Origin of the sequence: Streptomyces sp. NPDC092952, from assembly GCF_044754785.1 — a bacterium.
GTDB lineage: Bacteria > Actinomycetota > Actinomycetes > Streptomycetales > Streptomycetaceae > Streptomyces.
In genome coordinates this window covers 298,055-313,896 of the sequence record NZ_JBIVPT010000006.1, presented here as the reverse complement: position 1 = coordinate 313,896, position 15,842 = coordinate 298,055, and the positions used below count along the sequence as shown (strand labels likewise).

The 15,842-nt window shown below is 73.0% G+C and carries 15 protein-coding genes; 9 read left to right on the top strand and 6 right to left on the bottom strand.

The window, feature by feature from the left end:
• Window positions 1-21 precede the first annotated feature (21 nt).
• Both ACIQGQ_RS18050 and ACIQGQ_RS18045 read right to left on the bottom strand, forming a co-directional pair.
• Window positions 22-702, bottom strand: a complete 681-nt coding sequence (locus tag ACIQGQ_RS18050; RefSeq protein ID WP_402396693.1) for an ABC transporter ATP-binding protein — start codon at window positions 700-702, stop codon at window positions 22-24.
• Window positions 699-1,781 (bottom strand): ABC transporter permease, encoded by a 1,083-nt coding sequence (locus ACIQGQ_RS18045; protein ID WP_402396690.1) that lies wholly within the window; start codon window positions 1,779-1,781, stop codon window positions 699-701. Before ACIQGQ_RS18045 ends, ACIQGQ_RS18050 begins: the two co-directional genes overlap by 4 nt.
• Window positions 1,782-1,891: 110 nt before the next feature.
• On the opposite strand from ACIQGQ_RS18045, the gene ACIQGQ_RS18040 reads away from it, so the two are divergent.
• Together ACIQGQ_RS18040 and ACIQGQ_RS18035 are read left to right on the top strand one after the other, a co-directional pair.
• Window positions 1,892-3,103 (top strand): sensor histidine kinase, encoded by a 1,212-nt coding sequence (locus ACIQGQ_RS18040; RefSeq protein WP_402396687.1) that lies wholly within the window; start codon window positions 1,892-1,894, stop codon window positions 3,101-3,103.
• Window positions 3,100-3,747: a response regulator gene (locus tag ACIQGQ_RS18035; protein ID WP_402396685.1), complete on the top strand. Its 648-nt coding sequence runs from the start codon at window positions 3,100-3,102 to the stop codon at window positions 3,745-3,747. The genes ACIQGQ_RS18040 and ACIQGQ_RS18035 overlap by 4 nt, the downstream gene beginning before the upstream one ends.
• Before the next feature lie 19 nt (window positions 3,748-3,766).
• Here the strand turns inward: ACIQGQ_RS18035 and ACIQGQ_RS18030 are convergent, their stop codons facing one another.
• Window positions 3,767-4,069 carry a DUF5955 family protein gene (locus ACIQGQ_RS18030; RefSeq protein ID WP_402396683.1) on the bottom strand — a complete coding sequence of 101 codons (303 nt, stop codon included), beginning with the start codon at window positions 4,067-4,069 and terminating at the stop codon, window positions 3,767-3,769.
• A gap of 289 nt (window positions 4,070-4,358) precedes the next feature.
• Here ACIQGQ_RS18030 and ACIQGQ_RS18025 point away from each other — a divergent pair, with 289 nt between their 5' ends.
• Complete coding sequence (locus ACIQGQ_RS18025; RefSeq protein ID WP_402396681.1) at window positions 4,359-4,964, top strand: NTP transferase domain-containing protein; 606 nt, start codon at window positions 4,359-4,361, stop codon at window positions 4,962-4,964.
• A gap of 251 nt (window positions 4,965-5,215) precedes the next feature.
• The gene (gene aceB, locus ACIQGQ_RS18020; protein ID WP_402396678.1) at window positions 5,216-6,835 is read left to right on the top strand and encodes a malate synthase A; all 1,620 of its coding nucleotides are present in this window, start codon (window positions 5,216-5,218) and stop codon (window positions 6,833-6,835) included.
• A 66-nt stretch (window positions 6,836-6,901) separates the two neighbouring features.
• Here aceB and ACIQGQ_RS18015 read toward each other — a convergent pair whose 3' ends face one another.
• On the bottom strand, window positions 6,902-8,179 hold the full coding sequence (locus ACIQGQ_RS18015; protein ID WP_402396676.1) for an ABC transporter substrate-binding protein: 1,278 nt from the start codon (window positions 8,177-8,179) through the stop codon (window positions 6,902-6,904).
• A gap of 97 nt (window positions 8,180-8,276) precedes the next feature.
• On the opposite strand from ACIQGQ_RS18015, the gene ACIQGQ_RS18010 reads away from it, so the two are divergent.
• Window positions 8,277-8,912, top strand: a complete 636-nt coding sequence (locus ACIQGQ_RS18010) for a TetR/AcrR family transcriptional regulator (protein ID WP_402396673.1) — start codon at window positions 8,277-8,279, stop codon at window positions 8,910-8,912.
• 75 nt (window positions 8,913-8,987) lie between these two features.
• On the opposite strand, the gene ACIQGQ_RS18005 is transcribed toward ACIQGQ_RS18010, so the two are convergent.
• Both ACIQGQ_RS18005 and ACIQGQ_RS18000 read right to left on the bottom strand, forming a co-directional pair.
• Window positions 8,988-11,276: a glycosyl hydrolase family 18 protein gene (locus ACIQGQ_RS18005; protein WP_402396670.1), complete on the bottom strand. Its 2,289-nt coding sequence runs from the start codon at window positions 11,274-11,276 to the stop codon at window positions 8,988-8,990.
• 140 nt (window positions 11,277-11,416) lie between these two features.
• The gene (locus tag ACIQGQ_RS18000) at window positions 11,417-12,397 is read right to left on the bottom strand and encodes a fibronectin type III domain-containing protein (RefSeq protein WP_402396667.1); all 981 of its coding nucleotides are present in this window, start codon (window positions 12,395-12,397) and stop codon (window positions 11,417-11,419) included.
• A 150-nt stretch (window positions 12,398-12,547) separates the two neighbouring features.
• On the opposite strand from ACIQGQ_RS18000, the gene ACIQGQ_RS17995 reads away from it, so the two are divergent.
• The 4 genes from ACIQGQ_RS17995 to ACIQGQ_RS17980 all read left to right on the top strand — a co-directional run bounded on the left by ACIQGQ_RS17995 (window position 12,548) and on the right by ACIQGQ_RS17980 (window position 15,810).
• Window positions 12,548-13,609 (top strand): amidohydrolase family protein, encoded by a 1,062-nt coding sequence (locus tag ACIQGQ_RS17995; protein ID WP_402396664.1) that lies wholly within the window; start codon window positions 12,548-12,550, stop codon window positions 13,607-13,609.
• Between the two features lie 64 nt (window positions 13,610-13,673).
• On the top strand, window positions 13,674-14,279 hold the full coding sequence (locus tag ACIQGQ_RS17990) for a TIGR03086 family metal-binding protein (RefSeq protein ID WP_402396661.1): 606 nt from the start codon (window positions 13,674-13,676) through the stop codon (window positions 14,277-14,279).
• A gap of 135 nt (window positions 14,280-14,414) precedes the next feature.
• Window positions 14,415-14,723, top strand: coding sequence for an SH3 domain-containing protein (locus ACIQGQ_RS17985; RefSeq protein WP_402396658.1), 309 nt, complete (start codon window positions 14,415-14,417; stop codon window positions 14,721-14,723).
• A gap of 208 nt (window positions 14,724-14,931) precedes the next feature.
• Window positions 14,932-15,810 carry a chitosanase gene (locus ACIQGQ_RS17980; RefSeq protein WP_402396655.1) on the top strand — a complete coding sequence of 293 codons (879 nt, stop codon included), beginning with the start codon at window positions 14,932-14,934 and terminating at the stop codon, window positions 15,808-15,810.
• The last annotated feature ends 32 nt before the right edge of the window (window positions 15,811-15,842 follow it).

The following is a 15,842-nucleotide window of genomic DNA, read 5'->3' as shown; positions in this document are numbered from 1 at the left end:
CCTCCTCCGTTCCCCGCCGGGTCAGACCGGCTCGGGCACGGTCAGCCGCCCGTCGTCCATCCGCACCGTGCGGTCCACCCGGTCCAGATGGGTCCGGTCGTGGGTGACCAGCACCGTCGCCGTGGACCGCTCCCGGACCAGCCGTACCAGCAGGTCCAGCACGGCGGCGCCCCGCTCGTGGTCGAGCGCGCTGGTCGGCTCGTCCACCAGCAGCACCCCGGGTTCGTTCATCAGGGCCCGCGCGATGTTGATCCGCTGCCGCTGCCCGCCCGAGAGCTGGTGCGGCCTGCGCCCGGCCTGGTCCGCGAGGCCCACCGCGTCCAGCAGTTCCAGCGCCCGCTCGCGGGAACGGCGTACCGCGCCGCCCGAGAGGTGGGTCATCACCTGGAGTTGCTCGGCGGCCGTGAGCGAGGGCAGCAGATTGGGCTGCTGGAAGACGATCCCGATGTGCGCGCGGCGCAGCTCCGCCTGCCCGGCCCGGTCCAGGCCGGAGGTGTCCCGGCCCGCGACCACCACCCGCCCGGAGTCCGGGGTGACCAGGGTCGCCGCCACCGCGAGCAGGCTGGACTTGCCGGAGCCGGACGGTCCGACCACCGCGGTGAGCGTGCCCGCGGGCACCTCCAGGGAGACCCGGTCGAGGGCGGTGAGCCGGCCGTCGCCGTCGGGATAGGTGAGGGTGACGTCGGAGAGGGTGAGGGTCATCGGGCACTCCCGAGTGCGGTGAGCGGGTCGACGGCGGTGATCCGCCGGATGGACAGGGCCGCCCCGAGCGCGCCGAGGACGATCATCACGGCGGCCGGGACCAGCACGGTCGCCGCGTCGAGGACGAACGGCACGGCGCCGCCGCTGATCAGGGCACCGATCCCGGCGGCGAGCGCGGTGCCCGCGCCGGTGCCGAGGGCGAGCATCACGACCGCCTGCCCGAGCGCGTCGCGCAGCAGGTAGCGGGTGGAGGCGCCGAGCGCCTTCAGGACGGCGACGTCGCCGCTGCGCTGGATCGTCCAGACGGTGAAGAAGGCGCCGATGACCAGGGCGGAGATGGCGAAGAGGAAGCCGCGCATCAGCTGGAGCGAGCCGTTCTCGGCCTGGTAGGAGCCGATGGCGGTGAGGGAGTCGTCCCGCGAGAGGGTGCTGGTCCCGGCCGCCTTGTCGCCCGCGGCGAGATCGGCGCCGTCGGTGGTCAGGGCGATCACGGTGGCGTGCCGGCCCCGGCCGTCGTCGCCCGCGAGGTGCTGCCAGTCGTCGAGCGAGGTCCACACGACCGAGGTGTGGCTGTAGGAGGCGTCGCCCGCGACGGCGGCGACGGTGACGGTGGTGGAGCCGAGCCGCACCCGGTCGCCGGGGGCGGCCGCCAGGTCCTCGGCGGCCTGCTCGGAGAGGACCACCCGCCCGGTGGCGACCCGGGTACCGGGCGGTGTGAGGCCCCCGTCCGGCTCGACCCCGAACGCGGAGACCGCCGAGGTGTGCCCGCCCCCGGCGGCGGCGTTGAGCGTACGGATGCCGAGCGGCTGGGCTGCCTCCACCCCCGGGCGCTCCGCCCAGCTCCGCCAGGCGCGCTCCTCGACGACCGAGTCGGTGAACGACACCGAGCGGCCGTCCGGCGGGGCGGCGAAGGCGAGGTGGTCGGCGGACAGCCCGGTGACGGCCGAGGTGTTCTCCCGGGCCAGCCCAGCGGTGAGTCCGGACAACAGCCCCACGAGCAGCGTGATCAGCACCACGACCGTGCCCATGAGCGCGAACCGGCCCTTGGCGAAACGGAGATCTCTCCATGCGACGAACATGGCTCCAGCCTCGCCGTCCGGGCCTCCGGAGACATCGCACCCGGGTGGGGCCCGACATCAACCTTTCGATTGACCGGCCCCCGTCTCCCCGCGTCTACGCTGGACGCACCATGGATCCCCGCCCCCACCCCCCGGTCGCCACCGCGCTGCGGCTCTGCCTGCACGCGCTGCTTATCGGGCTGCTGGCGCTCGTGGTCGTACGGGCCGTCGGCGACGGGGTGCCCCGGGCCGGTGCCGTCGTCACGGTCGCCGGTCTGATGGCCGCCGTGTACGCGGCGGGCGCGCTGCTGCCCGCCGTGCAGCCGCACACCAGGACGGCGGCGGTGTGGCTGGCGGCGCTGGGCGCGGTGTGGCTGGCGCTGCTCGTGCTGTCGCCGGACGCGCTGTGGGTGGCCTTCCCGCTCTACTTCCTGCAACTGCACCTGCTGCCGAACCGCTGGGGACTGCCCGCCGTCGCGGTCAGCGCGGCCGCCGCCATCGCCTGCTTCCTCTGGCACGGCCAGGCCGTCAACCCGGGCACCTTCATCGGACCGCTGCTCGGCGCGGCGGTCGCGGTGGCGACGGTCCTCGGCTACGAGGCGCTGTTCCGGGAGAGCGAACGGCGCCGGCGGCTCATCGAGGAGCTGATGTCGACCCGGGCGGAGCTGGCCGAGGCGGAGCGCACCGCGGGCACCCTCGCCGAGCGCGAGCGGCTGGCCCGCGAGATCCACGACACCCTCGCCCAGGGCCTGTCCAGCATCCAGCTGCTGCTGCGGGCCGCCGAGCGCACCCTGCCCGACGACGCCCCCGCCACCGCGCACGTGCGCCGGGCCCGCGAGGCCGCCCAGGAGAACCTGGCCGAGGCCCGCCGCTTCGTGCGCGCCCTGTCCCCGCCGGACCTGGCGAACGGCTCGCTGGCCGCCGCGCTGGAGCGCCTGACCGCCCGGACGACGGGCCCGGACCTCACCGTGCAGTTCGCGGTGAGCGGCACACCGGTGGAGCTGCCGACCCCGTACGAGGTGGCGCTGCTGCGCACCGCGCAGTCGGCGCTGGCCAACACGGTGCGGCACGCCGGGGCCCGGCGCGCGGAGATCACCCTGAGCTTCATGGACACCTCGGTCTCGCTGGACGTGGTGGACGACGGCCGGGGGTTCACCCCGGGGCTCGTCCCCGCCCCGGCGGACCGGGACACCGGGGGCTTCGGCCTGCCCGCGATGCGGGCCAGGGCCCGTTCGCTCGGCGGCACGCTCAGTGTCGAGTCGGCCCCCGGGCAGGGCACCGCGCTCGCCCTCACCCTTCCGCTCCCCCTCACCGACGGCCGGCCAGGACAGGACGCCGCATGAACACCTCCGACGACACCTCCCCGGTCCGGCTGCTGCTCGCCGACGACCACCCGGTGGTACGGGCCGGGCTGCGGGCCGTGCTCGACGCCGAGCCCGGCTTCCTCGTGGCCGGTGAGGCGGCCACCGCCGAACGGGCCGTCGAGATGGCGGCGGGCGGCGGCTACGACGTGGTCCTGATGGACCTCCAGTTCGGCGCGGGCATGCACGGCTCGCAGGCCACCGCGGAAATCACGGCCCGCCCGGACGCGCCCCGGGTGCTGATCCTCACCACGTACGACTCGGACGCCGACATCCTGGCGGCGGTCGAGGCCGGTGCCGCGGGCTATCTGCTGAAGGACGCCCCGCCGGAGGAACTGGCGGCGGCGGTCCGTACCGCCGCGGCGGGCCGCTCGGCGCTCGCCCCGGCCGTCGCGCACCGGCTGATGGACCGGATGCGCACCCCCGCGGAGGCGCTGACCAGGCGTGAGCTGGAGGTGCTGCAACTCGTCGGCGAGGGGCTGTCGAACCTGCAGATCAGCAAGCGGCTCTTCCTCAGCCAGGCGACGGTGAAGTCCCATCTGGTGCACATCTACGCCAAGCTGGGCGTGGACTCCCGCACCTCGGCGGTGGCGGCGGCGACGGCCCGTCGGCTCATCCGCCGCTGACCCCGCCGCACCCCGCCGGTCAGCGGCGCGGCGGCTCCCCGAAGAGGTCGACCGCGACCCGCACGTCCCGGAGCGCGGCGGCCAGCGCGCTCACCGACCCGATCGAGCCCGCGATGAGCAGCAGGGAGCAGCGCATCCGCGCGATCTCGGGGACGCCCTGCGCCGTCATCGCGTCCAGTGCCGCCAGCTCGTCCTCGGCGATGCTCCGGTCCGGGAACTCGGCGGGGTGGCCGGCCAGGGCTCGGCGGAGCCGGGAGACGGCCGTACGCAGCTCGCTCACCCTCGGATCGTCGACACTGCCGGTGACCCGCTTCTGTCCCACGCTTCGCAACAAAGCACTCCCCCTTGCACGTCTTTGTGCCGGTGATCCGACCGGCCCACGCAGCATGGTCAAGTATCCGGGTGTGCGCGCAAGTTAACGCCATGCCAGGTACCGTGCGCCACTCCACTGACGGAATTCGGGGTCTCCCGTAAGGGTGATCTCCATGTCGTCCGGTGGACACCGACCCGGTCCGCCCGGTTCCCCGCTTGCTCGCGCGAAGGGTGTGCGAGGGGTGTCGAAGCACGCGCGAGGGGTGCGCGGCCGGGTACGGGTGGGGTATCCAGACCGCATGACTGCGACAACGACACCGCCGCGCGTGGCCGGGCTGCTGCTCGCCGCGGGCGGCGGGCGGCGCCTCGGCGGGCGCCCCAAGGCCCTGCTGGAACACCGCGGCCGTCCCCTGGTGGAGCACGCGGTACGGGTGCTCCGGGACGGCGGCTGCGACCCGGTGCGGGTGGTCCTGGGCGCCGCGGCGGACACGGTGCTGGAACGGGCGGATCTCGGCGGCTGCGCGGTGACGGTGAATCCCGGGTGGGCCGAGGGGATGGGCTCCTCGCTGCGCGCCGGACTGGCCGCGCTGGCCGGCTCGGGGGCGGACGCGGCACTCGTCCTCCTGGTCGACCAGCCGGGGATCGGGGCCGGGGCGGTGGCCCGGGTGCGGGCGGCGTACCGCTCCCGGAGCGGGATCGCGGCGGCGGCGTACGGGGGTGAGCGCGGCCATCCGGTGCTGTTCGGGGCGGAGCTGTGGCCGGACGTCGCGGCGGGGGCGGTGGGCGACCAGGGCGCCCGGGGGTTCCTTCGGGCGCACCGCGATGCGATCACGCTCGTCGAGTGTTCCGATGTGGCCGAGGCGTACGACATCGACACGGTGGCGGATCTGGACCGCCTTCGGTGAGGGAACACCTCCTGTGACGGTCCCGGCACTCCGGGCCGTCACGGGGCCACTTCTGTCGACCCGGAGAATCTCGACATCAACAAACCATTGAACTTCCACCATGAGGAAACTAATATCCACTGATCAGAAGCCCTCTGCACCCCAGACGGCCTCCACACCCGTATTCCGGAGCCCTGGCACGCCGTGCCGTTCCCGGGCGCCCCGGCGGCCCGAGGCGCCGCCCGCACCGCCCGCTGAAGGAGTGACCGCTCATGTCCGCACCAGCGCCGTCCCCGCTGGCCATCGTCGATGCCGAGCCCCTGCCCCGGCAGGACGAGGTCCTGACCGACGCGGCCCTCGCGTTCGTGGCCGAACTGCACCGGCGGTTCACGCCCCGCCGTGACGAGCTCCTCGCCCGCCGCGCCGGGCGCCGCGCCGAGATCGCCCGCACCTCCACGCTGGACTTCCTGCCCGAGACGGCGGCGGTCCGCGCGGACGACTCCTGGAAGGTCGCCCCGGCCCCGGCCGCGCTGAACGACCGCCGGGTGGAGATCACCGGTCCGACCGACCGCAAGATGACCATCAACGCGCTGAACTCGGGCGCGCGGGTCTGGCTCGCCGACTTCGAGGACGCCTCCGCCCCCACCTGGGAGAACGTCGTCCTCGGCCAGCTCAACCTGATGGACGCGTACCGCCGCGAGATCGACTTCACCGACGCCAGGACCGGCAAGTCCTACGCCCTGAAGCCCGCCGAGGAGCTCGCCACGGTCGTGGCCCGCCCCCGCGGCTGGCACCTGAACGAGCGTCACCTCCAGCTGGACGGCGCCCCGGTGCCCGGTGCGCTGGTCGACTTCGGGCTCTACTTCTTCCACAACGCCCAGCGCCTGATCGACCTCGGCAAGGGCCCGTACTTCTACCTCCCGAAGACGGAGTCGCACCTGGAGGCCCGCCTCTGGAACGACATCTTCGTCTTCGCCCAGGACTACGTCGGCATCCCGCAGGGCACGGTCCGCGCCACCGTCCTGATCGAGACGATCACCGCCGCGTACGAGATGGAGGAGATCCTCTACGAGCTCCGCGACCACGCCTCGGGCCTGAACGCGGGACGCTGGGACTACCTCTTCTCCATCGTCAAGAACTTCCGCGACGGCGGCGCCAAGTTCGTCCTGCCGGACCGCAACGCGGTGACGATGACCGCCCCGTTCATGCGGGCGTACACCGAGCTGCTGGTGCGCACCTGCCACAAGCGCGGCGCGCACGCGATCGGCGGCATGGCCGCGTTCATCCCGTCCCGCCGTGACGCCGAGGTGAACAAGGTCGCGTTCGAGAAGGTCAAGGCCGACAAGGACCGCGAGGCGAACGACGGCTTCGACGGCTCCTGGGTCGCCCACCCGGACCTGGTCCCGATCGCCATGGCCTCCTTCGACGCGGTCCTCGGCGAGAAGCCGAACCAGAAGGACCGGCTGCGCGAGGACGTCTCGGTGGCCGCGGGCGACCTGATCGCCATCGACACCCTGGACGCCAAGCCCACCTCCGAGGGCCTGCGCAACGCCGTCGCGGTCGGCATCCGCTACATCGAGGCGTGGCTGCGCGGGCTGGGCGCGGTGGCCATCTTCAACCTGATGGAGGACGCCGCCACCGCGGAGATCTCCCGCTCGCAGATCTGGCAGTGGATCAACGCGGACGTGGTCTTCGAGAACGGCGAGCACGCCACGGCCGAGCTGGCCCGCACGGTCGCGGCCGAGGAACTCGCCGCGATCCGCGCCGAGATCGGCGAGGAGGCCTTCGCCGCGGGCAAGTGGCAGCAGGCCCACGACCTCCTGCTCCAGGTCGCGCTGGACCAGGACTACGCGGACTTCCTGACCCTCCCGGCGTACGAGCGGCTCGGCTGACCGGCCCGTACACCGACACGTCTCCGCCCCGGCACGCACAGCGCCGGGGCGGAGGTGCGTCCGGGGTCAGGAGGCGGATGCCGCCATGTCCGCCTTGACGGCGGAGGCGTCGAGCGAGGCGAGCACGGTCGCGGGGTCGCCGCCCCGCATCACCGCCCGCGCGGCCTCGGTACGGATGGTGCCCCGGACAGTGGGCCAGGAGCGCAGGTTGACCGGGGAGAACTCCGCTTCCGTGAGCTGCTGGATGAACGGGGCGAGCGGCTGGTCCTCCGCCTTGCCGGTCGCCGCGTCGGAGGCGGAGTACGTCACCGGCAGCGCGGACGCGCCGCCGCCGTAGGCCTCGGCGGACTTGCCGCCGTAGAGGTAGGAGAGGAAGGTGCCGCACTCCTTGCGGTGGCCGCCCCGCTTGAACGCCATCAGCCAGTCGCTGATCCCCACCGGCGGGGCCTCGCCGCCGTCCTTCTTGGGGAACGCGACGTGGGCGTAGGGGAGTTTCGCCTGGTCGGCGGCGCCCATCAGCATCGGGTGGCCGACCAGCATGCCCATCTGCCCCCGCATGAACTCCGCGTACGCGTCGGTCCGGTTGAGCTTCGACGGGTCGGCACCGGCCAGCCCCGGCGCGACCAGCTCGTCCCGCAGCCAGGTCAGCGCCTCGGCGTTCTCCGGCTTCTCGAAGTCGTACTCCCCCGACTCCCCGGTGAACCCGCCGCCGTTCCCGAGCACCCAGGTCAGCATCTCGTCCTCGGCGGCCTCGGGACCGAACTGGAGCCCGTACGGCGTCCGCACCCCGATCGCCTTCAGCCCCTCGGCGGCCTTCCGCAGCTCGGCCCAGGAGGTGGGGGCGGTGACGCGGGCCCGCCGGAAGAGCTCCTTGTTGTAGAAGAGCCGGGGCGTGCTGGCGAGGAAGGGGATGCCGTACGTGGCGTTGTCGACCGTGCCCGCCTCGGTGAAGGAGCGGATGAAGTCGGCCTGGGTGGAGATGTTGAACAGCTCGGCCATGCTGTAGAGGCGGCCGTCCTCGGCGTACGGCGCGAAGATGTTGGACTGCGCGATGTCGGGCGCCCGGCCCTCCTCGACCCGCTGGGCGAGCACCTTGTCGATCTTGGTGTACGAGACCCGCTCCAGCTCGATCCGGATCCCGGAGTTCTCCTTCTCGAAGGCGGTGACGACATCGTCCCACTGGTCCCCGAGCGAGGCGCCGATGCTCTTGTCGTAACTGGCCACGAGCAGACGGAGCTTCACGTCGCCGCTCGGCGAACAGCCGGTGAGCCCGAGCGCCGCCGTGGTACCGGCCAGGCCGGCCGTCTTCAGAAGGAACTGCCGCCGACGCACCGCTCTTGCCACCTCTTGCTCGTTCTGCCCATGTACTGCTGGCAGATTCTGCCACATGGGCAATATCTGCCTATCAGCTGCGGTGGCGTCAGGGCATAACCTGATCGCCATGCACGATGGCTCGTTGACTGAGCGGCGCAAGGCCGCGACCCGGCTGGACATCGCCCGTACGGCGGCGGCGCTCTTCGTGGAGCGGGGACTGCGCGACACGCGCGCGGAGGACATCGCGCGCGCCGCGGGCGTCGCCCCGCGCACCTTCTACCGCTACTTCGCGACCAAGGAGGAGGCCGTCTCCCCGCTCCTCTCGGTCGGGGCCCGGAGCTGGGTGGAGGCGGTGCGGGACGCCCCCGCGGAGCTGTCGGTGGCCGACGCGCTGCGGCACGCGGCGGCCCGCGCGCTGACCCCCGCCCCCGGCGACACGGCGGCCGCGGAGTCCCTGGAGTGGGTGCGGTCGCTGCTGCGGATGGGGGCGCGGAGCCCGGCCCTCCAGTCGGTGTGGAACGACGCCTGCCACGACGCGGACACCACCCTGGCCACGGTCCTCGCGGCGCGGGCCGGGCTGCCGGACGGGCCGGACCCGCTCTCGCTGGAGCTGCGGCTGGTCGCCGGGGTGGCCGGGGCGGCGGTGCGCGCGGCGGTGGAGACCTGGGCCGCGGACGACGCCCCGGCCACCGGCCCCCGGGGCCCCGCCGCGCTGGCCGAGCGCTGTCTGGTGGCCGCGGCGGACGTGCTGGGCAGCGCCTGACCCGGACGGTGGATGGCCGGTACGCGGACCCCGGGCGGGCTCCGCGTACCGGCGTGTACCGGCGGGCGGGTACCGCTACTTGAGGTTGCTGTCGATCGCGTTCATCAGGGTGCCCTGCGGGGTGTCCCCGGACATCTCCCAGATCATCGCCCCCAGCAGCCCCTTGGACTTCACGTAGTCCATCTTCTTGCCGATGGACCAGGTGTCGTCGAAGGACCACCACTGGTTGCCGGTGTAGCCGTACGTCGACACGGACTGCTCGTCGTGGTGGACCGCGATCGTCGGGAACGCCCCGATGAGGTTGTTGTAGCCGCGGGTGCCGGCCTCCTCCGCGAACTGGCCGGGTGCGGCGCCGCCCGCCGGCTGCCACTCACCGGCGGCCCCGCCGTCGGTGACGTTCTGCCAGCCGCGCCCGTAGAACGGGATGCCGAGGGTCAGCTTGCGGGGCTCGACGCCCGCGTCGGTGTACGCCTTGATGGCGGTGTCGGCGCTGAAGTGGAAGTCGTAGGGGTCCTGTTCGTCGGTGTAGAGGTTGGCCTGGTGGCCGGTGCGGTCCGGCTCCCAGGAGTTGTCGCTGCCGGAGCCGTGGAAGTCGTAGCCCTGGACGTTGGCCACGTCGAGGGAGTCGAAGACCTTGCCCAGGTCCCAGCCCTCGTCGATCTTCTGCGGGTCGGCGGGGGTGAAGGCGGTGAGCAGCCGGTGGCCGCCGCCGAGCGCGTCGAGCTGCTTGCGGAACTCGGCGAGCAGCAGGGTCAGGTTGTCCTTGTCGTCGGGCGAGTAGTGGTTGCCGGGGTGCCCGGTACCGGTGCCCGGCCACTCCCAGTCGATGTCGAATCCGTCGAAGATCCCGGCGGCGGTGCCGGGGCCGCCCGCGCCGTTGTACGCGGGCAGGTTGCCCTTGATGTACATGTCGATGCAGGAGGAGACGAACTTCTTGCGGGCGGCGTCGGTGGCCGCCACGTCGGAGAAGTACTTGGAGTACGTCCAGCCGCCGAGCGAGACCACGATCTTCAGCTTCGGGTGCAGCTTCTTGAGCTTCTTCAGCTGGTTGAAGTTGCCGCGCAGGGTGGCCCAGCCGTCGTCCGCGACACCGTCGACGGACTGGGCGGCACTGAACGGGCGCGCGTAGTCGGCGTCGGCGTCACCGGCGCCGGTGCCCTGCTCGGGGTCCTGCGGGTCGGCGGTGGTGCCCTTGGTGACGCCGTTCAGGCAGGTGAGGTTGTTGGGGTCGATGTTGGCGAAGGCGTAGTTGATGATGTCGAGCTTGTCGGCGGCACCCGAGTCGTGCAGGTTCTTCACGAAGTACTGGCGGCCGTAGATGCCCCACTGGACGAAGTAGCCGACCTTGGCGTAGTTGCCCGCGCCGACGATGTCGTCGGTCTTCACCGTGAGCGCGTTGCTCGCCGGGGACTCGTTGTCGGCGGCGTCCCGGGCCTTGACCGTGAAGGTGTACGAGGTCGAGGGCGACAGCCCGCCGATGGTGGCGGTGGTCGTGGTGCCGGAGACGGTGGTGGCCTTCGTCCCGCCCCGGTAGACGTCGTACGCGGCGACCCGCTGGTTGTCGGTGGCGGCGGTCCAGGCCAGGGTGACGGACGAGGAGTCGGCCGCCGTGGAGCGCAGCGTGCCCGGGGCGGTGGGCGGGGAGGTGTCGGTGGCCGGGTCGACGGTGGTGACGGTCAGCGGCGCGCTCTCGGCGGAGGTGTTGCCTCGGGTGTCCTTGGCCCGGACCGTGAAGGCGTAGGCGGTGGCCGGGGTCAGTCCGCTGACGGTGGCCGAGGTCGTCGCGGTGGCCGAGCCCACCTCCTTGCCGCCGGCCAGGATGTCGTACGACGCCACGGGGAAGTCGCCCGGCAGGGCCGCCGTCCAGGAGAGCGAGGCGGTGCGGGCGGTGACGTCGGTCTGCTTCAGCCCGCCGGGCGCGCCGGGCGGCACGTCGGCGGCGCCGTCGCACTTGTCGCCGTTGATCCGGCAGCCGGTCGGCTCGGCGATCGGCCCGTTGGCCACGAACCAGAAGCTGTACGGCTCGGTGGTGCTGTGCGCGCCCACGGTGCCGTTGTAGTGGGCGTTGACCGCGGTGACATGGCTGCCCTGGGTGGTGACGGTGCCGTTGTACGAGGTGTCGATGGTGACCCCGGCCGGCAGGTCGAACTCCAGGCTCCAGCCCGTCACGGCCGTGTCGGTGTCGTTGTGCAGGATGTAGGTGCCCTTCCACCACGAGCCGTTGTCGGCCGAGCTGAAGGTGGCCGTCAGCTTGCCCGCGGCGTGGGCGGGGACGGCCTGGAACGAGAGCAGGGCGAGGAGGAGACCGAGAACGGCGACGAGGGCGGTCGCCGTTCTCCGTCCGAGGGTCAGGTGCTCGAACATGGTGTTCTCCCTTGGGGAGGGACCGGTGAGGCGGTCCTGAGGGGGAGCCGGATGCTTCCTTGGTGCCATGGAGCACAGGGGAACCTAAAAGGTCTGGACCAACTCGTCAATAGGTACAGACCAATCCCGGGTAAAGTCCTCTACCCCCCGAGGACCACCGTGCGCTGGGCGGAGAAGTCCCCCCACTTCCCGTCCGGCAGCTTGGCGCGGATCTTCACCGAGTAGCGGGTGCCGCGCGGGTCGGGGACGGTGAACCGGTAGCTCGCCCGCCCCTTGGGCGGGGCGCCGCCCCAGACGATCGTCGTGGTCAGCTTCCCGCCCATGAAGAGCTGGTACGCGGGGATCTCGCCACCGGTCTCCGGCTGCTTCCAGTCCAGCTCGACGGCGTACTCCTTGCCCTCGGCCCGGTTGGTGATCCGCAGGTCGGTGGGGGCGGTGCTCGCGGGGGCGCCGGGGGCGGAACGGGTGGTCAGGTCGACGGCGCCGCTGTCCGGCGAAGAGGTGTCGGCGGCGTCGCGGGCCCGGACGGTGAAGGTGTAGACGGTGCCGGGGCGCAGACCGGTGAGGCGGGCCCGGGTCTCGGTGCCGGGCACGCTGTGGATGCGCGAGTCCTCCTGGTAGACGTCGTAGGCGGTGACGCCGACGTCGTCGGTCGAGGCGCCCCAGGTCAGGGTCACCGACCGGCTGCCGTCCACGGTGCCGCGCAGCCGGGTCGGCCGGGTGGGCGGCCGGTGGTCGGCGGGGGTCGGGGCGGGGGTGGTGACGCGCACGGCGGCGCTCGGCGCGGAGCGGTTCCCGGCGGCGTCCCGGGCACGCACGGTGAAGGCGTAGGCGGTCGAGGCCGTCAGCCCGCCGACATCGGTCATCACCTTGGCCGCCGGGACCGAGGCGGCCAGCCGCCCCTCGCGGTAGACCTCGTACCCGGTGACCCCCCGGTCGTCGGTGGACCGCTCCCACATGACGTGGACGGAGGTGGCGCTGCTCGCCTGCGCCGTCACCCCGTGCGGCACCGAGGGCTCGGCGGTGTCGGCCTCGGGGGCCGATCCGCAGGCGGTGAGCGAGGCGAGGAGCAGCGCGGCGACGGCGCAGGCCGACGCGGCGGTTGCGTGGGGGCGTTGCACGGTCGTGCCTTCCGTCCGGCAGCAATGGTCCAGACCTGTATCGCACGGTGCGGGGGCCGTCGACAAGAGGGTGGAGCCGAACCTTCCGCAATGTGCCGATGTGCGGGGGCCGTTCACCACCGGAGGCCGGTCCTGACGTACGGTCGACCGATGCTGTGCGTACGAGGTGTGGTGCTGCCGGAGCGCGAGGAGCGCACGTTCTGGATCGACGGGGAGGTGCTGCGCGCGGGACGGCCGCCCGGCGGGCGCGCCGGGCGGGACGCGCGGTGGCTCGTCGACGGCGGCTGGCTGCTGCCCGGACTGGTGGACGTGCACACCCATCCGGGCGCGCTGGAGCCGGGGTCGCCGTTCGACGAGGAACTGCTGCGCAGGCAGTTGACGGAGCACCGGGACGCGGGGGTGCTCGCGGTGCGCACCCCGGGGACGGCGCGGCGGATGCCCGCCTGGGTCGCCGACGACCCGGAGCTGCCCCGGGTGACCTCGGCGGGGCGGTGGCTGGCCACTCCCGGCCGGTTCTTCCCCGGCTTCGGCCGCGATGTGAGCGAGGCGGAGCTGGTGCGGGCGGCCGTGGAGGAGGCTGCGGCCTCCTCCGGCTGGTGCAAGGTCGTCGGCGACTGGGCGGCGGACGAACCCGCCGTACCGCTGCCGCTGCTGACGCGGGTGGTGGACGCGGTGCACGCGGCGGGCGGCAAGGTGGCGGTGCACTGCCAGACCGCCGAGGGCACCCGCAACGCCGTACTGGCGGGCGCCGACAGCCTGGAGCACGGCATGCATCTGGACCCGGCACTGCTGGACCGGATGGCGGCGCAGGGCACGGCGTTCGTGCCGACCCTGGCCGCCTTCGGCGCGAGCGCGGTCGCGATGCGGGCCCGGGAACCGGGGGTCCGCCGCGACCTGTGGCTGGCCGGCTGGGAGCACATGCTCGACCATGTGCGCGCGGCCCACGAGGCGGGGGTGACGGTGCTGGCGGGGACGGACTCCTTCCCCTGCGGGACGGTCGCGGGCGAGCTGGACTGGCTGGTACGGGCCGGGCTCCCGGCCCACGCCGCGCTCGGCGCCGCGTCCTGGACGGCACGGGCCTGGCTCGGGCTGCCCGGTCTCGCCGACGGCGCGCCCGCCGATCTCGTCGCGTACGCCACCGACCCGACGGTGGACCCGGGCGCGCTGAACCATCCGACCCGGATCGTGCTCCGCGGGCGGGTGGTGCGGTGAGCGCGGCGCGGGGCCGGCCGGCGGCGCGGCGATGAGTTCCGGGGCCGGGCGGAGTCACCAGGACATGGACATCGATACGACGACCGTTTCCCCCGTCGACCTGGAGCCCGCGGCCCGGCTTATCGCCGGCCTGCTCGACGGCATCGGCGAGCAGCAGCTGGACGGCCCCACCCCCTGCGCCGACTACGCGGTGCGCGAGCTGCTGGCCCACATCCTCGGGCTGTGCACCGCCTTCCGCGACGCCGCCCGCAAGGACCTCGGGCCGACCACCGACACCCCGCCGGACGCGGGGCTCCCGGTCCTCCCCGACGACTGGCGCACCGCCCTGCCGCCCCTGCTGGACGAGCTGGTGGCGGCCTGGCGCGATCCGGCCGCCCGGCAGGGCACGACCAGGGCGGGCGGGGTGGACCTGCCCGGCGGGGTGGCGCTGCTGGTCGTCCTGGACGAGCTGGTGATCCACGGCTGGGACCTGGCCCGGGCGACCGGCCAGGAGTACACCGGGGACGAGGCCAGCCTCCGGGCCGCCCTGGCGCTGCTGACCCCCGAGGAGGGCGGGACGAGGCCGGAGACGATCTTCGGCCCGCCGGTCCCCGTACCGGCCGGCGCCCCGCTGCTCGACCGGACCGTGGCGATGAGCGGCCGCCGCCCGGACTGGCGGCCGGGCGACTGAGCCCCGGGTCACGGCGCCCCGCCTCCGCTTCTCCTCCGGATGACCCGTACGGACGCGTGACCAGTCGGCGGACGGTCGCGTTGGGCCTGCGGACGGCCCGCACCGACGCGGGCCGCGTCAACGGAGGAGATTCGGATGAAGAGGACGACGACGCTGGCGGCCGCGGTGCTGACCGCCGCTCTCGGGCTGGCGATGAGCCCCGCCGCCCAGGCCGTGCAGCCGCCCGTGGCCGTGCGGTCCGCCCAGGCTCCGGCGGGGGTCTGCACCGTCAACGACAACGGGGTCAACTTCCGGGGCGGTCCGGGCGAGAACTTCCCGGTGCTCGGCAAGGTGAACAGCGGCCAGAACATCAACGCCCGGGGCCAGCAGGGCAACTGGATCATGGGCGACCTGTGGGGCGGTCCCACCGGTGTCTGGATCCACGTGGCCTACCTGAACTGCTGACGGCCCCGGCAGCCGGTTCCGGCCCCGTATCGCGCACTCCGCGCGGTGCGGGGCCTCACTCGTTCCGGTTGAACTCCGCTCCCGGTGTTCCGGAGGGCTGTACGTACGCCTAACATCCCGATAGGAAAGCTTCCTAACAGTCCGGTTCTCCGGACGGACCGGGGCTTTCCACGGACCGTCGGAACGACGAACTCCCTCTGGAGGACTGGTGCCCGCTCCCCATCAGCGCGCCGCACGGCGTGGCAGCCGCCCCGTGCGTATCACGGTCATCGCCGTCGGGCTGGCCCTCACGGTCATCCCCGTCACCGCCTACGCCGGTGGGTTCGCCCACCGGTCCACCCCCCACCCCGCGGCCGCGGCCCCCCGGGCCGCCGCCGCACCCGGACTGAACGACCCGGCGAAAAAGGAGATCGCCATGCAGTTGGTCTCCAGCGCCGAGAACTCCTCCCTGGACTGGAAGTCCCAGTACAAGTACATCGAGGACATCGACGACGACCGCGGTTACACCGGGGGCATCATCGGCTTCTGCTCCGGCACGGGCGACATGCTCGATCTCGTCGAGCTGTACACCGAGCGCAAGCCCGACAACGTCCTCGCCAAGTACCTCCCCGCGCTGCGGAAGGTCGATGGAACCTCCTCGCACGACGGGCTGGACCCGAACTTCACCAAGGACTGGGCGAAGGCGGCGTCCGACTCCGCCTTCCGCAAGGCACAGGACGACGAGCGCGACCGGGTGTACTTCGACCCGGCCGTCAAGCAGGGCAAGGCCGACGGCATCGGCGCGCTGGGCCAGTTCGCGTACTACGACGCCTTCGTCGTGCACGGCGACGGCGACGACAGCACCGGCTTCGGCGCCATCCGCGAGCGGGCCCTGTCGAAGGCGAAGCCCCCGTCCCGGGGCGGCGACGAGACGGCGTACCTCAACGCCTTCCTCGACGCCCGGGTCTGGGCGATGAAGCAGGAGGCGGCCCATGACGACACCAGCCGGGTGGACACCGCCCAGCGGGTCTTCCTGAAGAAGGGCAACCTCGCCCTGGACCCGCCGCTCGACTGGAAGGTCTACGGCGACAGTTACCACATCGGCTGACGGCCGGACCGCCGGCGAAGACGTGGCGCGTA

Coding starts and splice junctions, on each gene's coding strand:
- ACIQGQ_RS17995 (WP_402396664.1), top strand. CDS start 12,548: ATGCTGTGCGTACGAGGTGTGGTGCTGCCGGAGCGCGAGGAGCGCACG.
- ACIQGQ_RS18045 (WP_402396690.1), bottom strand. CDS start 1,781: ATGTTCGTCGCATGGAGAGATCTCCGTTTCGCCAAGGGCCGGTTCGCG.
- ACIQGQ_RS17990 (WP_402396661.1), top strand. CDS start 13,674: ATGGACATCGATACGACGACCGTTTCCCCCGTCGACCTGGAGCCCGCG.
- ACIQGQ_RS18050 (WP_402396693.1), bottom strand. CDS start 702: ATGACCCTCACCCTCTCCGACGTCACCCTCACCTATCCCGACGGCGAC.
- ACIQGQ_RS18010 (WP_402396673.1), top strand. CDS start 8,277: ATGCACGATGGCTCGTTGACTGAGCGGCGCAAGGCCGCGACCCGGCTG.
- ACIQGQ_RS17985 (WP_402396658.1), top strand. CDS start 14,415: ATGAAGAGGACGACGACGCTGGCGGCCGCGGTGCTGACCGCCGCTCTC.
- ACIQGQ_RS18005 (WP_402396670.1), bottom strand. CDS start 11,276: ATGTTCGAGCACCTGACCCTCGGACGGAGAACGGCGACCGCCCTCGTC.
- ACIQGQ_RS18040 (WP_402396687.1), top strand. CDS start 1,892: ATGGATCCCCGCCCCCACCCCCCGGTCGCCACCGCGCTGCGGCTCTGC.
- ACIQGQ_RS18025 (WP_402396681.1), top strand. CDS start 4,359: ATGACTGCGACAACGACACCGCCGCGCGTGGCCGGGCTGCTGCTCGCC.
- ACIQGQ_RS18035 (WP_402396685.1), top strand. CDS start 3,100: ATGAACACCTCCGACGACACCTCCCCGGTCCGGCTGCTGCTCGCCGAC.
- aceB (WP_402396678.1), top strand. CDS start 5,216: ATGTCCGCACCAGCGCCGTCCCCGCTGGCCATCGTCGATGCCGAGCCC.